Origin of the sequence: Sphaerisporangium sp. B11E5, from assembly GCF_039871875.1 — a bacterium.
Lineage (GTDB): Bacteria > Actinomycetota > Actinomycetes > Streptosporangiales > Streptosporangiaceae > Sphaerisporangium.
Genome location: NZ_JBDPMD010000020.1, coordinates 105,134 through 123,491, shown reverse-complemented (window position 1 = coordinate 123,491; position 18,358 = coordinate 105,134). Strand labels below are relative to the sequence as shown.

The 18,358-nt window shown below is 70.0% G+C and carries 12 protein-coding genes and 1 pseudogene; 8 read left to right on the top strand and 5 right to left on the bottom strand.

The annotated features are described in order from the left end of the window. Together ABGB17_RS19640 and helR are read right to left on the bottom strand one after the other, a co-directional pair. Positions 1-343 (bottom strand): annotated as a pseudogene (locus ABGB17_RS19640) (hypothetical protein); the annotation flags it as partial. A gap of 241 nt (positions 344-584) precedes the next feature. Continuing rightward, positions 585-2,732: an RNA polymerase recycling motor ATPase HelR gene (gene helR / locus ABGB17_RS19635; RefSeq protein WP_347631519.1), complete on the bottom strand. Its 2,148-nt coding sequence runs from the start codon at positions 2,730-2,732 to the stop codon at positions 585-587. Between the two features lie 437 nt (positions 2,733-3,169). On the opposite strand from helR, the gene rox reads away from it, so the two are divergent. The 3 genes from rox to ABGB17_RS19620 all read left to right on the top strand — a co-directional run bounded on the left by rox (position 3,170) and on the right by ABGB17_RS19620 (position 9,241). Further along, complete coding sequence (rox, locus tag ABGB17_RS19630; protein WP_347631517.1) at positions 3,170-4,597, top strand: rifampin monooxygenase; 1,428 nt, start codon at positions 3,170-3,172, stop codon at positions 4,595-4,597. Positions 4,598-4,728: 131 nt separating this feature from the next. Further along, complete coding sequence (locus tag ABGB17_RS19625; RefSeq protein WP_347631515.1) at positions 4,729-5,928, top strand: cytochrome P450; 1,200 nt, start codon at positions 4,729-4,731, stop codon at positions 5,926-5,928. A 133-nt stretch (positions 5,929-6,061) separates the two neighbouring features. Beyond that, positions 6,062-9,241 (top strand): BTAD domain-containing putative transcriptional regulator, encoded by a 3,180-nt coding sequence (locus tag ABGB17_RS19620; RefSeq protein WP_347631513.1) that lies wholly within the window; start codon positions 6,062-6,064, stop codon positions 9,239-9,241. Here the strand turns inward: ABGB17_RS19620 and ABGB17_RS19615 are convergent. Both ABGB17_RS19615 and ABGB17_RS19610 read right to left on the bottom strand, forming a co-directional pair. Further along, complete coding sequence (locus tag ABGB17_RS19615; protein ID WP_347631529.1) at positions 9,189-9,911, bottom strand: ABC transporter permease; 723 nt, start codon at positions 9,909-9,911, stop codon at positions 9,189-9,191. The two genes, ABGB17_RS19620 and ABGB17_RS19615, sit on opposite strands and share 53 nt — an antisense overlap. A 35-nt stretch (positions 9,912-9,946) precedes the next feature. Continuing rightward, positions 9,947-10,891 (bottom strand): ATP-binding cassette domain-containing protein, encoded by a 945-nt coding sequence (locus tag ABGB17_RS19610; protein ID WP_347631511.1) that lies wholly within the window; start codon positions 10,889-10,891, stop codon positions 9,947-9,949. A gap of 164 nt (positions 10,892-11,055) precedes the next feature. Here ABGB17_RS19610 and ABGB17_RS19605 point away from each other — a divergent pair, with 164 nt between their 5' ends. From ABGB17_RS19605 to ABGB17_RS19590, 4 genes are all read left to right on the top strand, one after another. Then, positions 11,056-11,403 (top strand): YciI family protein, encoded by a 348-nt coding sequence (locus ABGB17_RS19605; protein ID WP_347631509.1) that lies wholly within the window; start codon positions 11,056-11,058, stop codon positions 11,401-11,403. Then, a complete protein-coding gene (locus ABGB17_RS19600; RefSeq protein ID WP_347631507.1) occupies positions 11,397-12,584 on the top strand; it encodes a DUF6596 domain-containing protein in 1,188 nt (395 codons plus the stop codon). Before ABGB17_RS19605 ends, ABGB17_RS19600 begins: the two co-directional genes overlap by 7 nt. Positions 12,585-12,686: 102 nt before the next feature. Next, positions 12,687-13,526, top strand: coding sequence for a helix-turn-helix domain-containing protein (locus ABGB17_RS19595; protein ID WP_347631505.1), 840 nt, complete (start codon positions 12,687-12,689; stop codon positions 13,524-13,526). A gap of 65 nt (positions 13,527-13,591) precedes the next feature. After that, complete coding sequence (locus ABGB17_RS19590; RefSeq protein ID WP_347631503.1) at positions 13,592-14,173, top strand: dihydrofolate reductase family protein; 582 nt, start codon at positions 13,592-13,594, stop codon at positions 14,171-14,173. 185 nt (positions 14,174-14,358) lie between these two features. On the opposite strand, the gene ABGB17_RS19585 is transcribed toward ABGB17_RS19590, so the two are convergent. Continuing rightward, on the bottom strand, positions 14,359-16,410 hold the full coding sequence (locus ABGB17_RS19585; RefSeq protein ID WP_347631501.1) for a pentapeptide repeat-containing protein: 2,052 nt from the start codon (positions 16,408-16,410) through the stop codon (positions 14,359-14,361). A 311-nt stretch (positions 16,411-16,721) separates the two neighbouring features. Here ABGB17_RS19585 and ABGB17_RS19580 point away from each other — a divergent pair, with 311 nt between their 5' ends. Then, positions 16,722-18,188, top strand: coding sequence for a cellulase family glycosylhydrolase (locus tag ABGB17_RS19580; RefSeq protein WP_347631499.1), 1,467 nt, complete (start codon positions 16,722-16,724; stop codon positions 18,186-18,188). Positions 18,189-18,358 lie beyond the last annotated feature (170 nt).

Sequence of the window (18,358 nt, the reverse complement as noted above, 5' to 3'; positions counted from 1 at the left end):
GTTTGCCGGGTTTCTCGCCGTAGACGAATCGTTCGGCGAGTTTGCGGATCTCGGTGCGGCGGCAGCGCCACTCGCCGGTGGTGGTGATGCGCTGGTTGTCGAGTTTGCGGAACGGGTCGGGAAGCCGGGAGACCGTCGGCAGCGACCCCTCGTTGGGCAGGGCCGGCACCGGGCAGTTCGCCCCCTCGTCCTCCACACCGGCGGCCAACGCCACCGCACCGGCCCTGGCGGGCACCGCGGCTTCGGCGACCACGACACTGACCAACCCCGCGACGAGCGACACCGCCGCGGCCATCGCGACGGCCGTGGAACGGATCTTCAATCGGCCCGAGCTTGTGATCACCAGGGCTCTCCCTTCCGGGTGCGGGACCGAAGCGACGATCGCCATACCGCCTGACGCCGTCAGCGCTCGGAAAGTATCGGACGTGTCCCGGAAGAAGAAGACCCCCGCTGGTCTGCACCTTTATCGTTTTGATGAGCTGCACAAACGTTTCAATTACACCGACGATTTCAGAAATTTTCTGAACGCCGGGCCCGCGCCGCGCACCCGGCGCGGCGCCGTTCCCCGGGGAGTCGCGGACCGGTCAGGGGGCCGTGAGGATGACGAGCCGCTGGGTCGCGCGGGTCATGGCGACATAGCGGTCGACCGCGCCTTCGATGCCCTCGCCGAACCTCTCCGGATCGATGAGGACGACCAGGTCGAACTCCAGCCCCTTCGACAACTCCGGGGTCAGCGACCGGACTCGGGCCGTCTCCTGGAACGTGGGGTCGCCGATGACGCACGCGGTCCCGTCGGCGTGCCCGGCGAGCCAGGTGCCGAGGATCGTGTCCAGGTCCGACGCGGATCCGTGGACGACGGGGGCGCCGCCGCCGCGGATGGAGGCCGGCACGTTGGCGTCCGGGAGCGCGGCCCGGATGACCGGCTCGGCCTCCGCCATGACCGGTTCGGGCGTCCGGTAGTTGATGCTCAGGGTGGCCAGGGTGATCCGGTCGAGGCCGATCCGCTCCAGCCGTTCCTGCCACGACTCGGTGAACCCGTGCCTGGCTTGGGCGCGGTCGCCGACGATGGTGAAGCTGCGGGACGGGCAGCGGAGCAGCAGCATCTGCCATTCCGCGTCGGTGAGTTCCTGGGCCTCGTCCACGACGATGTGGGCGAACGGGCCGGCGAGCCGGTCCGGGTCGGTGCCGGGCAGCGCGGACTCGTCGATCAGGGCGTCCTGGAGGTCCTGTCCGTGCAGCATCGTCACCGCGCCTTCGCCGTCGTCGTCGGCCTCCAGCAGATCGTCGACGACCCGCGCCATGCGCTCGCGCTGGGCGGCGACGGAGGCGTCCTGCCGGCGTTTGCGTCGCGACGCCTCCGGGTCGCCGAGCCGCTGCCGTGCCGTGTCCAGGAGCGGCAGGTCGGACACCGTCCATGCCTGGGCGTCCTCGCGCTGGAGCTTGCGGACCTCGTCGGGGCTGAGCCCGGGAGCGCACATCCGCAGGTAGGCGGGTACCGACCACAGGTCCCCGACCAGGTCGGCCGGTTCGATCAGCGGCCACGCCTTGTTGAGGGCCATGAGCAACTCCCTGTTCCGCCGCAGCGAGCGGCGGAGCAGGTCGGCCGGGGTGTCGGCGTCGTGCTTGTCCACCAGGATCGTGAGCAGTTCCTCCCAGATCTGGTCGCGCGCCTCGTTGTGCGGCGTTCCGGGTTCCGCGGCTCCGAACGCCTCGGCCCAGTCGTCGGCGCTCAGCCAGACGTCGGACCAGTGGGTCGTGACCGTCATCCCCTTGGCGGGCGGGTTCTCGTAGAACCTGACGGCCGGCTCGATCGCCCTCACCAGGTCCGCGGACGACTTCAGGCGGGCCACCTCCGGGTCGGCCTCGGCCGCCGCCGCGGCTCCCTCGGGAACGAGGTCCCGCAGGGTGCAGGTCTGCACGCCCTCCTCTCCGAGGCTGGGGAGGACGTCGGACACGTAGGCCAGGTAGGGCCGGTGCGGGCCGACGAACAGCACGCCGCCCCGCCGGTGACCGAGGCGAGGGTCGGCGTAGAGCAGGTAGGCGGAGCGGTGCAGGGCGACGACGGTCTTCCCCGTACCCGGTCCGCCGTCGACCACGAGGGCCCCGCGGGATCCCGCGCGGATGATGGCGTCCTGGTCGGCCTGGATGGTGCCGAGCACGTCGCGCATCCGGGACGACCGGTGGCCGCCCAGGCTGGCGATGAAGGCGGACTGGTCGTCGAGCGCGGCGTGCCCTTCGAGCCCGTCCTGGGTGAACACCTCGTCCCAGTAGTCGCTGATCCGGCCGCGGGTCCAGCGGTACCTGCGGCGGCTCACCAGCCCCATCGGGTTGGCATGGGTGGCTCCGAAGAACGGCTCGGCAGCGGGGGAGCGCCAGTCGAGCAGCAGCCGGCGGCCCGTGCTGTCCGTGAGGCCGAGCCGTCCGATGTACACGGGCTCAGGGTCGTCGGCGCTGACGATGTGCCCGAGGCACAGGTCCAGGCCGAAACGACGCAGGGTGCGCAGGCGAGCGGTCAGCCGGTGGATCTCCAGGTCCCGGTCCAGCACCTGGCGGCCCTTGCCGCCGGGTGCCTTGCGCTCGGCGTCGAGGCGGCCGGACAGCTCGGCGATCGACTGCTCGAGGCTCCGCGCGATGGCCGCGAAGTGCCGCTCGTCGCCGGCGATCAGCGCCGGGTCTACCTTGGCGGCGAGGTGCGCGGGAAGGTCGAACGCGCCGGTGGTCACAGCGTTCACGTCTTCAGCTCCCGTTCACCAGGTCGAGCGGCGTCCACATCACAACACGCACTTCGTATCCCATTTCCGCAGGTTCTGGCTCCGGCCGACGATTCTGCGGCACGCCCCGGGGCTTGTGGCAAGCCCCCCGGTCCGCTATACGTTGAGAGTGGAGAGGAGCGGATACTCCCCTTTCCCCTGATTCATGACGCCTCCGGCTTCTACCGCAGCCCGTCGTACGGCTTCCAGTGACCACGCTTGATCTTGGCCGTCTGGCGCGGGCCCGGGATGGCGCGCCGGGATCGGTCACGGCGCCCGAGAAAAGGCGAATGCAAGGAGGGTACGCACTCCTTGCCACTCTCAACGTATAGCGCACCGGGGGTCTTGCGGCAAGACCCGGGTCGTGCCGCAGAATCTCCAGCCGACGGCGCGGAACGGCCTCGTCGGATGGGGGATTCATGATTGACGTGATCATCGCCGGCGGCGGGCCGACCGGCTTGATGCTGGCCGGCGAGTTGCGGCTGCACGGCGTGCACGTGGTCGTGCTGGAGAAGGAAGCGGAGCCGGCAAGGCATTCCCGCGCGCTCGGCCTGCACGTGCGGAGCATCGAGATTATGGACCAGCGCGGTCTGCTGGACCGGTTCCTCGCGCTCGGCGTGCGGCACCCGGTCAGCGGTTTCTTCGCCGGCATCGACAAACCGGCGCCGGTCCGGCTGGACACCGCGCATCCGTACGTCCTCGGCATCCCGCAGGCGGTCACCGAGCGCCTGCTGGCCGAGCACGCCACCGGACTCGGTGCCGACATCCGCCGGGGGCACGAACTGGCCGGGCTGAGCCAGGACGACCACGGGGTGACCGCCGAACTGGCCGACGGCACCCGGCTGCGGGGGCGCTACCTCGTCGGGTGCGACGGCGGCCGCAGTGCGGTGCGCAAGCTGCTCGGCGTGGGCTTCCCCGGCGAGCCCAGCAGCGCCGAGACGCTGCTCGTCGAAGTGGAGGTGGCCGTGCCGCCGGAGACGGTGGCCGCCGTGGTGGCCGAGGTGCGCAAGACCCATCTGCGGTTCGGCGTCATCCCCATGGGGGACGGGGTGTACCGCATGGGCGTGCCCGCCGAAGGGGTGGCCGAGGACCGTGCGACTCCGCCGACCCTGGAGGAGTTCAAGCACCAGATGCGCGTGTACGCCGGCACCGACTTCGGCGCGCACTCCCCGCGCTGGCTGTCCCGCTTCGGCGACGCCATCCGTCAGGCCGAGCAGTACCGCGCGGGCCGGGTGCTGCTGGCCGGCGACGCGGCGCACATCCACCCCCCGGCCGGCGGGCAAGGGCTCAACCTCGGCGTGCAGGACGCGTTCAACCTGGGCTGGAAACTGGCCGCCGAAGTCGACGGCTGGGCCCCGGAGGGCCTGCTGGACAGCTACCACACCGAACGGCACCCGGTGGCCGCCGACGTGCTGAACAACACCCGTGCGCAGATGGAGTTGCTGTCCCCCGACCCGGGGCCCCAGGCGGTGCGCCGGCTGGTGTCGGAGCTGATGAACTTCCCGGACGTCCACCGGTACCTGATCGAGAAGATCACCGCGATCAGCGTCCGCTACGACTGCGGCGAGGGCCATGAACTGCTCGGCCGGCGCATGCGGGACGTGGGCCTGAAGCGGGGACGCCTCTACGACCTGATGCACACCGGCCGCGGACTGCTGCTCGACCAGACCGGCCGCCTCTCGGTGACAGGCTGGGCCGACCGGGTCGACCACGTCATCGACGTCAGCGAGGAACTCGACGTCCCCGCGGCACTGCTGCGTCCCGACGGCCACGTGGCCTGGGCCGGTGAGGACCAGCGGGATCTGCTCGGCCACCTTGCCCGATGGTTCGGCGCCCCCACGGTCTGAGCGTCATGTCGCCGCTCCTCGTCGCCCCTGCGGCGTCAGCGGCCGTGTCAGCACGGCGACAGCCCGGTGTCAGGACGGTCGGTGATGGTGAACGCCGTGAACGTGCCCGACGCCTGAGGAGAGGAACGACCATGGAACACACCGTCACCTCACTGCCGGCCGCCCGTCGGCCCGGCTGTCCCTTCGACCCGCCGGCGGAGCTGATCGACGCCCGCCGGCACGGCCCCATCAGCCGCTACCTCTTCCCCGACGGGCACCAGGGCTGGCTGGTCACCGGATACGACCTGGTCCGGTCGGTCCTGGCCGACTCGCGGTTCAGCTCTCGCAAGGAGCTCATGCGCCACCACCCCACCATCGACATGGGCGGAATCGAGGTCCCGCCGGCGCCGCCCGGCGAGTTCCTCCTCATGGACGAGCCACAACACAGCCGCTATCGGAAACCGCTGGTGGGCAAGTTCACCGCACGGCGGATGCGGCTGCTCACCGAGCGCATCGAGCAGATCACCACCGACCACCTGGACACCATGGAGAAGGCCGGCCCGCCGGCGGACCTGGTGACCGCGTTCGCCAAGCCCATCCCCTCCATCGTGATCTGTGAGCTGCTGGGGGTGCCGTACGAGGACCGGGGCTCCTTCCAGGAGCAGGTCGAGTCGTTCCTCAGCGGGGAGGTGAGCGACGAGGACCTGATGGCGGCCTACATCGGGACCCAGAACTACCTCGCGGAGCTGGTGGCCGTCAAACGCGCCAACCCCACCGACGACGTGCTCAGCGACCTCCTCGACAGCGATCTGACCGATGAGGAACTGAAGGGGATCGGGCTGCTCCTGCTGGCGGCCGGGTTCGACACCACCGCGAACATGCTGGCCCTCGGCACCTTCGCGCTGCTGCGCAACCCGGCGCAACTGGCCGCGCTGCGTGCCGATCCCGCGCTCACCGACCAGGCCGTGGAGGAGCTGCTGCGGTATCTGAGCGTCGCCAAGACGTTCATGAGGACGGCGCTGGAGGACATCGAGCTGGGCGGCCGGACGATCAAGGCCGGCACGACGGTCATCCTGTCGTACAACACCGCCAACCGCGACCCCGAGCGCTTCGCCGATCCCCACGTGCTCGACCTCCGGAGGCAGGACGGCGGCCACCTGGCCTTCGGCCACGGCATCCACCAGTGCCTGGGCCAGCAACTGGCCCGCGTCGAGATGCGGGTCGCGTTCCCCGCGCTGCTCAACCGCTTCCCCACGCTGCGCCTGGCCGTACCTGCCGAAGAGGTCGACCTTCGCCCGGAGACCGCGGACATCTTCGGGGTGAAGAGCCTCCCGGTCACCTGGGACGCGTGACCGCGAGCCGGGCACGGGGTGAGGCCGCGCCGGGCTGACCCGGGCCGGACCGGCACGTCGCGTGGGACGGGGTCGCGGTGTGGCGGCGGTGGCGGTTGGCCGGGTGTCGCCACGGTTCGGCACAATTGCTGATGTGAGAGTCGGATTGCTCGGGCCGTTCGAGGTCAGGAACCCCGATGGGGCCATGGTGGAGGTTCCGGGGATTCGGCTGCGCGCACTGCTCGCCGCACTCGCCCTGGAACCCGGCCGGATCGTCACGCGTGCGAGGCTGGTGGACTGGATCTGGGGGCAACGGCCACCCGCGGACGAAGTGAACGCCCTGCAGGCGTTGGTGTCCAGGCTGCGCAGGGTGGTGCCGGACGGCGTGGTCGAGGCGGACTCCGGCGGATACCGGCTGGCCGTGGCTCCTGACGCCGTCGACGTGAGCCGGTTCGAGCGCCTGGTCGGTCAGGCCAGGGCCGCCGAGCCCGCGACACGGGCCGATCTGCTGCGTTCGGCCTTGGCGCTTTGGCGCGGCCCGGCCATGGCGGACATCGCACTGCGAGGCAGCGACGCGTTCGACGCCGCCGTCACGCGTCTGGACGATCTCCACGTCGCCGCGCTCGGGGACCGGGTGGACGCTGACATCCGCCTCGGCCGTGGCTCGGAGCTGGTCTCCGAGCTGACCGAGCTTGTCGCCACGTATCCCCTGCGTGAGGGGTTCGTGGCGGCCCTGATGCGGGCGCTCGCCGAGGCGGGGCGCGGGTCCGAGGCGTTGACCGTGTACCAGCGGACGCGCGAGCGGCTCGCCGAGGAGCTGGGCGCCGACCCGTCGGCGGAGCTCTCGGCGCTGCACACCGCGTTGCTGCGTGGCGAGCTGGGCGAGCGGGCGGAGAGCCGAAGGACGAACCTGCGCGCCGAGCTGACGAGTTTCGTCGGCAAGGACGACGAGGTCCGCGCGGTCGCCGGTCTCGCCGGCAAGCACCGGCTGGTCACCCTGACGGGAGCCGGGGGCTCGGGCAAGACCAGGCTGGCCACCGAGACCGCGCGCACGATGCTCGCCGAGCTGCCGGACGGCGCGTGGCTGGTCGAACTGGCCTCGGTGCGGGCGGGCGGTGAGCTGGCGCAGGCCGCCCTCACCACGATCGGCCTGCGTGACCAGGGATTGCTCGGTGGTGCGCGGGGCGGGGAACCGATGGATCGGCTCATCGCCGCGCTCAGGGAGCGCGCGGTCTTGCTGATCCTGGACAACTGCGAGCACGTGATCGAGGCGGCCGCGGCCTTCGCGGATCGGCTGTTGGGGGAGTGCCGGAGGCTGCGGATCCTGGCCACAAGCAGAGAACCGCTCGGTATCACCGGCGAGGTGCTGTGGCAGGTCGAGCCGCTCGCGCTGCCCGCGGAGGGAGCGGACCCCTCCGAGGCCGGGTCCTCGCCCGCGGTGCGGCTGCTGCGGGACCGCGCGGACCTGGTGCGCAAGGACATCGGCTCCGACGCGCACACCTTGGCGGCCATGGCGCGGATCTGCCGGTCCCTCGACGGGATGCCGCTGGCGATCGAACTGGCCGCGGCACGGCTGCGCACCATGCCCATCGATCAGGTGGCACGCCGGCTCGACGACCGGTTCCGCCTGCTGACCGGCGGCAGCCGTACGGCGCTTCCCCGGCACAAGACGCTGCGCGCGGTCGTGGACTGGAGCTGGGACCTGCTGACCGAGGCCGAACGTGGCGCGCTGCGGCGGCTCTCGGTGTTCTCCGGCGGGGCGAGCCTGGAAGCGGCCGAACGGGTGTGCGGGGACGGGACGTCCGCCGGGGAGCCGGTGCTCGACGTGCTGACCGCGTTGATCGAGAAGTCGCTGCTGCTCGCCGACGGCGACGGCACCCCGCGTTACCGGATGCTCGACACCATCAGGGAGTACGCGGCGCACCGGCTCGCGGAAGCGGGGGAGACCTTGCCGGCGCGCCGGGCGCACCTCGCCTACTTCACCGAGCTGGCCGAGACGGCCGATCCGCACCTGCGCCGGGCCGGGCAGTTGCGATGGCTGTCCATCCTGGAGACCGAGCACGACAACATCGGCGCGGCCCTGCGCGGGGCGATCGCCGAAGGATGGGCCGAAGAGGCGATGCGGCTGGTCGGGGCCGTGGGCTGGTACTGGTTCCTCAGCGGGCACCGGGCCGAGGGCACCGAGTTGAGCATCGCGGCGGCTTCGCTGCCCGGTGAGGTGTCCGACGAGGTGCGGGCGATGGCGTACACCATCGTGACGGTGTTCGTGTCCTCCGGCCCCGGCGGCGACCAGTATCAGGCGCAGGAGTGGATCAACGAGGCGCACCGGCTCACCCGGCGCAGCGAGTCTCGCAACCCGCTGCTCAGGTTCGTCGGGCCGCTGGAGCGGATGTTGCGGGAGCCGACGGCGTTCCTGCCCTCGTTCGAGCCGCTCATCGCCGGCGACGATCCATGGGTGCGCGCACAGGCCAGGCTCAGTCGTGGCCGGCTACGGCTCACCCACGGCGGCGACGAGACCGACGTGGACAGCGACATCGAGACCGCCCTCACCGAGTTCCGCACGCTGGGTGACCGCTGGGGGATCTCGATGTCGCTGACCTTCCTGGCCGACCGGCTCGCCATGCGCGGCGAGTTCGCACGCGCGTGCGAGCACTACGAAGACGCGGTTGCGACGCTGACCGAGGTAGGCGCGATCGAGGACGTGGTCGGCGTGCGGGCGCGGCAGGCCCAGTTGTACTGGCTGCTCGGCGACGAACGATCCAGCACGTCCGCCATGGCGGAAGCGCAGCGGTGCGCGAGCAGGGTCACCTGGCCGGGCACGCTCGCCGAGCTGGCGCTCTCGAAGGCGCAGCTGGCGCGCTGGCGCGGCGAGCCGGACGAGGTACACCGGCACCTGGCCACGGCGTCGGCGGTGTCGGGCAACGAGGAGGTCAGGGAGATGGTCCGCGCCAGGGCCAGGGACATGTACGGCTACCTCATCGACGATCTCGACGAGGCCCGCGCGCAGTGGAGCGAGGCGTTCCACGCGGTCGCGGAGTCGGCCTACCCGCCGCTGATCGCCGAGGTGCTGATCGGGATCGCGGACCTCGCGCTGCGCCAGGGAGAGTACGAGCAGGCCGCGCGACTGCTCGCGGCGGGGGACAAGGTGCGCGGCACGCCGGACCACTCCCATCCGGACGCCACCCGGGTCGGTGAGGAAACACGGAACCGCCTCGGCGAAACCATGTTCACCGAGGCGACCCGTGCCGGTCGGCGGCGGGATTGGCGTGAGCTGGCCGAGCTCACCCTCGCTTCGAGAACGACACGCGCGCCCACAGGTACCCGATCGCCGTGAGCCCCGCACACCAGGCGATCGCCGTGACGGCCGACCCCGCCGACGGCGCGCCGGTCAGCAGCCCACGCAGGGTTTCGATGATCGAGGTGAACGGCTGGTACTGCGCGAACTCCCGCGCACCGGGCCCCATCGTGCCGGCCGGCACGAACGCGCTGCTCAAGAAGGGAAGCAGCATCAGCGGGACAGCGGCGAGGCCCGCGCTTTCCGGTGTCTTCGCGGCGAGACCGAACGCGACGGTCAGCCAGCCGATCGCCAGAATCGTCAGCACCACGACACCGATCACGCCGAGCCACTGCGCGAAACTCGCCGACGGCCGGAATCCCATCAGCAGCGCGACCCCGATGACGAACACGATGGCCACCAGGCTCCGCAGCATGGTCGTGATCACGTGCGCGTTCAGCACCGCGGCCCGGGACACGTGCATGACGCGGAGCCGGTTGATGAATCCGGTCGTCATGTCGGAGTTCACCGCGGTCGCGGTGGGGCCGATCCCGTAGCAGATGGTCGTCATGATCAACCCGGGCGTCGCGTAATCGGCATAGCTGACGCCGACGTCGAACGCGTCGCCGAGGATGTAGACCATCAGGAACATCAGGACGATCGGCATGATCACCGCGTTGAACACCGTCAGCGGGTTCCTCGTCGTGTGCCGGAGATTACGCCGCAACATGGTCGCGGAATCCGCGAGGGAAGCAGAGATGACGCTCATCGTGCGGTGACCTCCGTGGTCCTGTGGCTGGTAAGGGCGAGGAAGACGTCATCCAGGTCCGGTGTGTGCACCGACAGGTCCTCGACGTCGATGGAGTGGGCGTCGAGCCGCTCGAGCAGCGCGCGCAACGACCGCACCCCGCCGTCGCCGGGAACACGCAAGGTCAGCTCCTCGTCGTCCCTGGTGGACTCGTGCAGGACCTGTGCCGCGACGTCGAGGTCGCGCCGACGGGTGAACCGCAGCCGGACATGGCTGCCGGGAACCCGGCGCTTGAGCTCATCGGCGGTGCCCTCGGCGACCACCCGGCCCTTGTCGAGCACGGCGATGCGGCCGGCGAGTTCGTCGGCCTCCTCGAGATACTGGGTGGTGAGGAAGATGGTCGTACCGCCGGCCACCAGCTCCCGGATGATCTCCCACACGGTGCGGCGGCTACGCGGATCGAGGCCCGTCGTGGGCTCGTCCAGGAAAATGATCCGCGGCTTGCCCACCAGCGTCATGGCGAGGTCCAGCTTGCGGCGCATGCCACCGGAGTAGGACACCGCCGGTTCGCCCGCCGCGTCGACCAGATCGAACCGGTCGAGCAACCGGCCGGCGACGCGTTTCCCCTCTGCCCTGGGCAGGTGCAGGAGATCCGCCATCAGCAGCAGGTTCTCCTCACCGGTGAGGAGGTCGTCCACCGAGGCGAACTGCCCGGTGACCCCGATCGCCGCCCGCACCGCCCTGGTCTCCGTGACCACGTCGTGCCCGGCGACGACCACCTTCCCCGCATCGGGCACCAGCAGCGTGGTCAACACGTTCACCGTCGTGGTCTTCCCCGCCCCGTTGGGCCCGAGCAGGGCGAAGACCGTACCGGTCCGGACATCCAGATCGACGCCGTCGAGCACGACCTTGTCCTTGTATGCCTTCCGCAGCCCCGAGGCCGCGATCGCTGAACCGTTCATGACATCCACCATCGAGGCCCGCCCTGATGCGGGACCGTCACGGTGCTGACGCGGCGACTGACACGACACACGCGCGGCGACCGGGATGCGCGAAAGATTCCGCATACCTGTCGATATCGTGGCCCGCCGTTCGTCTTACTGCGCGACCAGCGAGGAGGAACGCGATGAAGTACGTCATGCTGATCTACCAAGGCACCGCGCTCGACGAGCAGGCCACGTTGTCCGAGGAGGAGCAGAAGCAGGTCCACGCCGACTACCAAGCGATCAACCAGACGCCAGGCGTCACCCCCGGTGTGCCGATGGGCCTGCCCGAGAACGCGACCACCGTGCGGGTCGAAGACGGCAGGACCCTGACGACGGACGGCCCGTTCGCCGGGATGAAGGAAGCCGTCGGCGGCTGGTTCGTCCTGGAGGCCGACGACCTCGACGCGGCCATCGAGGTGGCCACCCGTCACCCGGCGGCACGCCACGGCGGCGCCATCGAGATCCGGCCTTCGGAAGTGTATTGGTAACCCCGCTCGAACAGGTCTTCCGCGAGGAATGGGGCCGTGTCGTAGCCACCTTGATCGGCTTCCTCGGCGACTTCGACGTCGCCGAGGAAGCCGCGCAGGAGGCGTTCGCCATCGCCGCCGACCGGTGGCCACGCGACGGCGTGCCGGGCAACCCGCGCGCCTGGCTGATGACGACGGCCCGGAACCGGGCGACGGATCGCATCCGCCGCGACCGGGCCTTCGCGACCAGATTCGGCGTGCTCGCCGCCGCCAGTCACGCGGAGGTGCCGACGAACGCCACGACGTTTCCCGACGAGCGCCTGGAACTCATCTTCACCTGCTGTCACCCGGCGCTCGCGATCGAGGCGCAGGTGGCGCTCACCTTGCGCACCCTCGGCGGGCTCACCACCGACGAGATCGCCCGCGCCTTCCTGGTGCCCGAGCGCACCATGGCGCAGCGGCTGGTGCGGGCCAAACGCAAGATCAAGGCAGCGGGGATCCCGTTTCGCGTGCCACCGGTTCATCTGCTCCGCGAGCGGCTCGACGCCGTTCTCGCCGTCGTCTACCTGATCTTCAACGAGGGCTACGGCGGCCGCGACGAGCTGGCGACGGAGGCACTCTGGCTGGGGCGCGCGCTGACCGAACTGCTTCCGGACGACCCCGAGGTTCACGGGCTGCTGGCGATGATGCTCCTGCACGATTCCCGTCGCGACGCACGGTTCGACGACGGCGAGCTCGTGCTGCTCGGCGATCAGGACCGGTCACGCTGGAACACCAGGCAGATCGCCGCCGGACGCGCCGAACTCGACCGCGCACTCGCCCTGCGCGGCCGCGGCTCCTACGTCGTGCAAGCCGCCATCGCTTCGTTGCACGCCGAGACGCCGTGCGACTGGGCCCAGATCGCGGCCCTGTACGGCCGGCTCACCCACCTGACCGGCTCACCCGTCGCGGAGCTCAACCGCGCCATCGCGATCGCCGAGACCGAGGGCCCCGAAGCCGGCCTGCGCATCATCGACCACCTCGCTCTCGACGACTTCCGCTACCTGCACTCGACCAGGGCCGAACTCCTGCGACGCCTCGGACGCACCGACGAGGCACGTGACGCCTACCGACGCGCGAGACAACTCACCGACGACGGCGCCGAACGGCGCTTCCTCGAACGCCGCCTCACGGAACTGGCAGGCAGGCCAGACTCGGGCTAGCCGATGGCATCCCGGACGAATACAACCGGCGCGAAGAACAGGAACTGGGGATGTTGTGCCTGCGCATTCTCCAGTCGGTGGGGCGTCGGCGATACTGCGGGCGTGGAGTATGTGTCCAGAGTGCCGCGACCGCCGCTGGACGGGCTGATCGACGACCTGTACTACCTGGAGGGTGCGCCGCCGTACGCCCGGCTGACGCTGCCGCCGTCGCCGGCCGCGTTGCTCATCGTCAACCTCGGGGCCCCGTTCCGCATCCGCGCCGGCACCGACATCGCGACGGCCGAGTACGCCGACGGCTGCGTGGTCACCACACCCACCCGCGCCTTCGAGTTCGGCTACCCGCCGGGGACCCGGTCCGTCGGCGCGCACGTCAAGCCGTGGGGACTGGCACCGTTCCTGCCGATGCCCGCGGCCGAGCTGTGTGACCGGCCGGTGACGATAGAGCAGGTTTGGGGCCGGCCCGCCATTGCCGAGCTGCGAGACCGGCTGGCCACGGCGGACGGACCGCACGAGATGCTGACGCTGCTCGAGGAGGAGCTGATGCGACGGCTGTGCGAGACCACCGGCCTGGGACTGGTCCGCCATACGAGCAGCATCATCGCGGCGACCAGCGGGGCGGTGGCGATCGGCGACCTGAGCCTGGCAGCCGGTGTCAGCAGCACTCATCTGGCACAGCGGTTCAAGGAGCTCATCGGCCTCACGCCGAAGCGGCTGGCCCGCACCTACCGCTTCACCGCCACCGTGTTCGCGATCGACCCCGCCGGGCCGATCGACTGGAGCGAGCTCGCCAGTGGCGCGGGCTATTTCGACCAGGCCCACTTCGGCCACGAGTTGCGGGCGTTCACCGGGCTCACACCGACCCGGTACCTCGAGGTCCGGCGGCGGTTCCTGCGCGAACATCCCGGCCACGCGCTGGAGGGCTGGCCGCTGCCGGCCGATTGATTTCGTACAAGAGCGGCAACTCACGACACGCTAATTTCGGGGCACCCAAAGCAAAGGAGAGCCCCGTGGGCAAGGTGGTCATGTACAGCACGGTGTCGGTGGACGGCTTCATCGCCGACGAGAACGACCAGCCCGGACCACTGTTCGACTGGCTGACCAACGGTGACGTCCCGTTGGACGACAGCGGCGAGCTGAAGGTGTCGCAGACGTCCTACGACTACACCCGGGCCTACTGGGACCAGATCGCAGTCACGATCGCGGGCCGCCACGTCTTCGACCTGACGGACGGCTGGGACGGCAAGCCGCCGAGCGGCATCGACCACGTGGTCGTCGTGTCACACCGGCCGATGCCCGAGGGCTGGGACCCCGAGGCGCCGTTCCACTTCGTCGACGGCGTCGAGGCAGCCGTGGCCAAGGCGCAGGAACTCGCGGGTGACCGCATCGTCGAGGTCGCCGCCGGCGACGTCGGCGGCCAGGTGCTCGCCGCAGGCCTGATCGACGAGGTGCGCATGGACGTCGTCCCCGTCGTGTTCGGGTCCGGCAAGCGCTACTTCGGGTCGGTCCACGCGCAGCACCTGTTGGAGGACCCTGACGTGGTGATTCAGAGCAACCGGGTGCTTCACCTGCGCTATCGGGTGCGCCGTTGACCGATCTGAGCGGGTACCCGAAGAAGTCCACTGCGAACGGCGACACAAGATCGCGCCTCACCTCAAGATCACTGGTTGCCGGTTCCCGTCGTATCTGGGCCGTCCCCCGAACGGACTTGGCCTGAGCATGGCCTAAGGCGGGCTGCGCGTACGAGGAGACGAGCTGTATTGATGCAGCGCAAAGCTCAGCGTTTGACGCGTCCGCGGACGGCGAGGATGGCCAGGCCCAGGAGCAGGGGGCCGAGGAGCCGGAGGGCGATTTCGATGGCTTGGCCGTAGGGAGTGAGGGGTACGGCTCCAGGGGCGCGCAGGAGCGAGGTGGAGCTGTCGATGGCGTGGTAGAACGCGGTTGCCCAGTCAGGCCGGGGGCCCTGGATGTCGATCTGCTGGTAGATCGCGGTCCTTCCTGGTGCCGGGGGGAGCATCTGGTAGGCGGTGGTGGAGGAGTGGGAGAACCCGATGGTGGCGAATCCCAGGGTGGCCAGGCCGATCATGACCAGCAGTGCCGTCACGGCGCGGGAGGCCCGTAGCCCGTACCCCGACAGCAGCCAGTAGGCGGTCAAGATGAGCCGTTCGAGGCCACGTGCGGGGGAGGTGGGGTCCCGGTGGCTGAGTCGGCGCATCTCCATCTCCCCGTAGTAGAAGTCCGCCGCCCCCGGTTCGTTCTTGGAGTTCTCCAACGCGGTGCGCAACTGCCGATACAGCACCTCCAGCCGCGGTGAACTCACCACGCCGACCCCGTCGGGAGCCGGCGTCCACCCGCGCGTCCGCGAGGCGGTCCTGGCCGGTGCGGCGCGTGAGGCTCGCCAGTGGTGTTCCTCGGCAAGGACCTGGCGGCGCCCCCGCGGGTCGAAGGCGAAGGTGCACCAGCCGTCCAGCCGCACCTGATCGACCCGGTGCATCCCGGCGAACAGGCACCGGCTCAGATCCACGTCGGTGAGCACCAGATGCTGGGTATCGGTGCCGCGCAGCGAGGTCACCACGGCCGGTTGGTCGGGATGCGCCGGATACGACAGCCCGCTGTCATCGACGCCCTGGATCGGCCCTCGGAGTCCCTGCACGCTGAACGAGCCGGTCATCGCCGCCTCACTGGCATCCACCTGCCCGGCCCGCACCCGTAACGTCACTCGCCCCGCACCCCGTATCCGCGTAGCGTCCACGGTCGCAGCCGCCACCTCCATCACCAGGTCCCCGTCCACCTCCATCCCCTCAAGAAACAAACGGGGCACCCGGCCACGCATCTCCACCGCCCCAGGCAACCGGGCATGGCTGAAATCGGCGTAGTCAGCGAACGTCACGTCGTTGAAGCCGGTGGCCGAGAGGTTCCTGTTTCGGGAACGTTGTCTCCCAGAAAACGTCGCGCCCCGGAACAGGGCGTACGAGAACGTGACGCGGTCGAAGTTGGCGTGTGCGGTGAACGTCGCGCCGTCGAAGCTGACGCCCCCGGAGAACGTCGCGCCGAAGAAGATGACGCCCACGGTGAACGTCACCCCGGCGAACAGGGCGCCCTTGGTGAATGTCACATGGCTGAAGTCGGTGCCACCGGGGAATATTGCGCCGAACATCGCGCCACCGGAGCCGGGGACCTCGGGAAACGTTGCCTTGTTGAAGTCGGCGAGCCCGGTGAACGTCGCCTCGCCGAAGATGGCGCCCCCGACGAAGGTCGCGGCACTGAAGTAGGCGCGCCCGGTGAACGTCGCCTTATCGAAGGTGGCGGCCATGGCGAACGTCACGCCGCTGAAGTCGGCGTCCCCGGCGAATGTCGCCTCGCCGAAGTCGGCGAGCCCGGTGAAAATCGCGCCGTGGAAGTCCACGTTCCCGGTGAACGTCACGCCGCGGAAGTCGAACGTCACGTCACGGAAGTTGAGGTTCACGTCACGGACGTCGGCGTCCTTGGTGAACGTCGCCTTGGTGACGTAGACGCGTCCGGTGAAAATCGCGCCGCGGAAGTCGGCGTCACCGAACTTCGCTTTGGCTCCGGTGACGGGGCGGCCGCGGCGGCGGCGGGTCAGCGCCGTCAGCAACTGGTGGAGCAGTTCGTAGCTGAAGGTGACGCCACGCATATCGATGTCGGCGCCGGGGGTGAGCCCTGCCAGGTAGGTGGCTCGCTGCTCGGGGCTCAGGTGGGCCAGGCAATGTCCGTCCACGGCGCCGGCGGCCCCGCACAAGACAGCGGGGTCGCCGGGGTCGGCGTGCTCGCAGCCGCTTCCATCGGGTGTAGCCACCATGCCGGACATGTCGTCCCCTCCCGCGCACCCCCGCGTCATGTGGCTCAAAGCCTCGCAGGAAACGACCCTTCCGTGAAACGCGGCGGGGCCACCTGATCACGGCGACCGCACGGGCGTCAGGGGAGCCACCTGGAGCCGGCCCCGCAAGGGGATCCCGGTAGGGCGTCCGCCGGCGCTCGCTTCCAGCCTGGCATCACAGCAGGTCAGATGAGGGAACTCTGTTTTGGGTCTTGTGTCAGATGCCGGGTCAACCTACGCTCCTACCCGAGTTAGGAAACCTTCCTAACCATTGCGGCACCATCCGGAGACGGGAGTCGTCAGTGAAGCGAAGTGCGGGTGCGAGGACCTTGGCGGCCGTGGCGGCGTTGGTGCTGTCCTTGCTCGTGCCGTTACTGGTGCCGCAGGGAGCGGGCGCCGCCGGCTCGGGTGTGGCGGCGGCCGACCCGCTCGTGTCGAGGGGCAAGGCGGTGACGGCCTCCTCGACCGAGGCGGCCGGCCTGGAGGCGGCCAAGGCGGTCGACGGCAGCGCGACCACGCGGTGGGCCAGCGCGGAGGGCGTGGACCCGCAGTGGATCCGGGTGGACCTCGGCTCCGCGCACACCGTCTCCCGGGTCCGTCTGACCTGGGAGGTCGCCTACGCCGTCGCGTACCGGGTGCAGACCTCGCCCGACGGGTCCGCCTGGACCGACGTCCACTCCACCTCGGCGGGCGACGGCGGCACCGACGACCTCACGGTGAGCGGCACCGGCCGGTACGTGCGGGTGTACGGCACGCAGCGCGGCACGCCGTACGGCTACTCGCTGTGGGAGCTGGAGGTCTTCGGGGTGCCCGCGGGCGGGGGAGGCACCGGCACTCCCGTCGAGGCCAACGGTCAGCTGCGGGTGTGCGGCATCAAGCTCTGCAACGAGAACGGCAAGCAGATCCAGCTCCGCGGCATGAGCAGCCACGGGATCCAGTGGTACAACCAGTGCCTGAACGCCGCCTCGCTCGACGCGCTGGCCGGCGATTGGAAGGCCGACGTCCTGCGCATCTCCATGTACATCCAGGAGGGCGGCTACGAGACCAACCCCCGGCTGTTCACCGACCGGGTGCACTCCCTGATCGAGATGGCCACCGCCCGCGGCATGTACGCGATCGTGGACTGGCACATGCTCACCCCCGGCGACCCGAACGTCAACCTCGCCCGGGCCAGGACGTTCTTCACCGAGATCGCCCAGCGGCACAACGGCAAGGAGAACGTGCTGTACGAGATCGCCAACGAGCCGAACGGCGACTCCGTCACCTGGCCGGTCATCCGCGGCTACGCCAACCAGCTCGTCCCGGTGATCCGGCAGTACGACGCGGACGCGCCGATCCTGGTCGGCACCCCCGCGTGGTCGTCGCTCGGCGTCTCCGGCCCCGGTGACCAGACCGACACCATCCGCGCCAACCCGGTCAGCGGCACGCACATCATGTACACGTTCCACTTCTACGCCGCCTCGCACGGCACCCAGTACCTCAACACGCTGTCCCGGGCGGCCGACCTGCTGCCGATCTTCGTCACCGAGTTCGGCACCCAGACCGCCTCCGGCGACGGAGCGAACAACTTCTCCAGGTCGCAGCAGTACCTCGACCTGCTCGCGCAGAAGAAGATCAGCTGGGTGAACTGGAACTTCTCCGACGACTTCCGGACGGGGGCCGTCTTCACCACGGGAACCTGCCCGAACGGCCCGTTCGCCGGGACCGCCAGGCTCAAGGAGGCCGGCGTCTGGGTCCGCGACCGGATCCGCACCGCCGACGACTTCTGAGCCGCCGAGGTGGGGGCGCGTCCCGGGACGGAGACGCGCCCCCGATTAGTCAGGAGTCCTGCCCAACATGACCGGACGCGCGTCGGTGCCTCCCGGATCACGAGTTGATGTCGCCCCTTGACCCGCCAGAAATGAGCTTTTATGGTCCCTGCAAAGTTAGGAACATTTAC